Consider the following 2,423-nt stretch of genomic DNA (forward strand, 5'->3'; position numbering starts at 1 on the left):
CCGCCGCGGTATCGATGTGCCGGTAGCCGGCGTCCTGGGCAGCTTCCACCGCTGCCTGGGCCACGTCCCCGTCCGGGGTCTGCCAGGTGCCGAAACCGATCACCGGAATCTTGACGCCGTTGGCGAGTTCATAAGTATCTTCCAAACTATGCAAAGTCATTGTTTCCCTCCTGTCAGAATCAACTTACTTTTTGTAATTTAGATTATTATAACAAAAAAATCCTCCCCAACGGGAGGATTCTTTGTTACATTATTGTTTCTTTTAGTCGAGCTTGGCCAAGTTTTCCTTCAGCTTGTTGGCTGAAGCTTCCAATTTAGCCTGCTCGTCAGCTGGCAGGTCCAGAACCGGCACTTCTTCAACCCCGTGCTTGCCAACGATTGACGGGTAGCCGATGTAGGTCCCTACGGATTCAACGTAGCAGCTGGTCGGGCCGTAGAACTTGGCGTCAGCGAAGACTGCTCTGGCCAGACGCACCGCGCAGGTTGCCACGGCGTAGCAGGTGTAGCCCTTGCCCTTGCCGACCATGAAGGCGTTGTCCTTGCTCAAGCGGTCCATTTCCGTCTTTTCTTCTTCGTTGAAGAGGTCGGTAGCCGGACGGTTGTTGATGCGGACAGTTGACCAGGCCGTGAATTGGCTGGACCCGTGCTCGCCCAGGTTGAAGCCGGAAACGTTGCTTGGGTCTTGGCCCAGCTTTTCGCCGACAACCCGCTGCATTCTGGAAGTGTCCAGGAAGGTCCCCGTGCCGAAGACCTGGTTCTTTGGCAGGCCGGTTTCCTTTTGCAAGATTGAAGTTACCACGTCACAAGGGTTGGAGATGTTGATGATCACGCCCTTGAAGCCGCTGTCCTTGATCTTCTTGCCGACTTCAACCGCGTTCTTGGTGTTGATCGGGAATTCAGCAAAGCGGTCGCCAGTCTTGATGGTTGCGGCCACGTCCCCGAAAGCGGTGATGATTACGTCAGTATCCGCCAATTCGCTCCAGTCGCCCCAGTTGACCTTGACGTAGAAGTCGTTTCTTGCCAGGGTGTCGCGCAAGTCGCCCCATTCAGCCCGGCACTTGTCTTCGTTCTTGTCGAGCAAAACCAGTTCGTCAGCCACGCCATGCGTGAACAAGGTAAAGGCGACAGTTGCCCCGACGTGTCCCAAGCCAATCACTGCTACTTTTCTCATCAAAGGTTCCTCCTTGTTTTTTAATGTATAGTCAATTATTTTCTCATAATCAACAATAAAACATTTTTAGACAAAGCGCAAGCCTTGACCGCTTAAAAAAAGTTCAAGATCTGATAAATTTTCAAGAAAGACCGGAAAAAAGCGGACAAAAAAAGAACTTCCAGCCAAAGCGGAAGTTCTTTTGCTTTTAATCCTTAAAACTGAATTCCAGCATGTCCTGGTCCGTACTCAGATTCGACGGGTTCGGATCATTTCGCTTCAAGTGCCCCAGCGGGTAGAAGCCGTTGCTGTAGTCCCTGTCCTTGGCAAAAACCAGGATCCGCTTGCGCTGCGGATCATAGCCGATTTCGCCGGTCGTGGCGTGAACCAGCTCCTGCCCGTTTGCAGTCGGCAGACTGACTTTCTGCTTGCTGATCAAGAGACCAGCCTGCTTGCCTGGCTGAAAGTCCAGGTCAGAGTCCATCTTCCACTGCTTGAGCAGACTGAGGCTGGCCGGCGACTTGGGCATGATGCCAGTAACCTTGTCCTTCTTGCTGGACAGCTCAATCTTCAGGGCACTCTTCTTGTGATAGTTGGTCGATTTGACGGCCTTGCGGTATTCGGATTTGTCAAAGGCTTCCGAGCTGTTCTCGGCCTGCTGGCCGCTGCTGCTGACAGCCGTGACTGCTGTCCCGGCAATGATCGCCAGAATCAAGCCAATGACCCCTTTTTCTAGTTTCTTCATATACACAGACACCTCATATTACTAATTGAGATGAAAAAATTTACCTGTTTTTCACCCTCCAACACTCTATTGTAACTGAATTATAAATCAATTTCCAATAAAATTGGGCAATGATCTGCTCTTTCCCCGGTCGCGATCATTTCCGATTTCTTCACTTGGTCGGCCAGACGGTTGGAGACCAGCCAGTAATCGATTCTCCAGCCTGAATTGTTGGCCTTGGCCGTGCGCACCCGCTGAGCCCACCAGGAGTAGACCCCTTCAACCGGCCCGTGCAGCTGGCGGAAGGTGTCGGTGAAACCGGCATCCAGCAGGCGGCCGAAGCCGGCCCGTTCCTCATCCGTAAAGCCGGCGGAGTGGTGGTTGGATTCCGGGTGCTTCAAGTCGATTTCCTGGTAGGCCGCGTTGAAGTCGCCGCTGGCCAGGACCGGCTTGGCCTGGTCCAGCTCCTGCAGGTAGTCCCGGTAGCACTTGTCCCACTCCTGCCGGTCGCCTAAGCGGGCCAGACCGCTGCCGGCGTTGGGCGTGTAG

At 53.4% G+C, this 2,423-nt stretch carries 3 protein-coding genes and 1 pseudogene; all 4 read right to left on the reverse strand.

The window, feature by feature from the left end:
* Positions 1 to 160: pseudogene (locus tag lacNas_RS03675) on the reverse strand (aldo/keto reductase); the annotation flags it as partial.
* 102 nt (positions 161 to 262) lie between these two features.
* Complete coding sequence (locus lacNas_RS03680; RefSeq protein ID WP_201332018.1) at positions 263 to 1,171, reverse strand: L-lactate dehydrogenase; 909 nt, start codon at positions 1,169 to 1,171, stop codon at positions 263 to 265.
* Between the two features lie 187 nt (positions 1,172 to 1,358).
* Positions 1,359 to 1,895, reverse strand: a complete 537-nt coding sequence (locus tag lacNas_RS03685) for a cyclophilin-like fold protein (RefSeq protein ID WP_201332019.1) — start codon at positions 1,893 to 1,895, stop codon at positions 1,359 to 1,361.
* A gap of 80 nt (positions 1,896 to 1,975) precedes the next feature.
* On the reverse strand, positions 1,976 to 2,423 hold a 448-nt coding region (locus lacNas_RS03690; RefSeq protein ID WP_201332020.1), incomplete at its 5' end, for an exodeoxyribonuclease III.

The sequence above is a fragment of the Lactobacillus nasalidis genome, from assembly GCF_016587775.1.
GTDB classification, from domain to species: Bacteria; Bacillota; Bacilli; order Lactobacillales; family Lactobacillaceae; genus Lactobacillus; species Lactobacillus nasalidis.

Excerpts from the sequence above, each read along its gene's own strand:
- lacNas_RS03680 (WP_201332018.1), bottom strand. The coding sequence starts at position 1,171 with ATGAGAAAAGTAGCAGTGATTGGCTTGGGACACGTCGGGGCAACTGTC.
- lacNas_RS03685 (WP_201332019.1), bottom strand. The coding sequence starts at position 1,895 with ATGAAGAAACTAGAAAAAGGGGTCATTGGCTTGATTCTGGCGATCATT.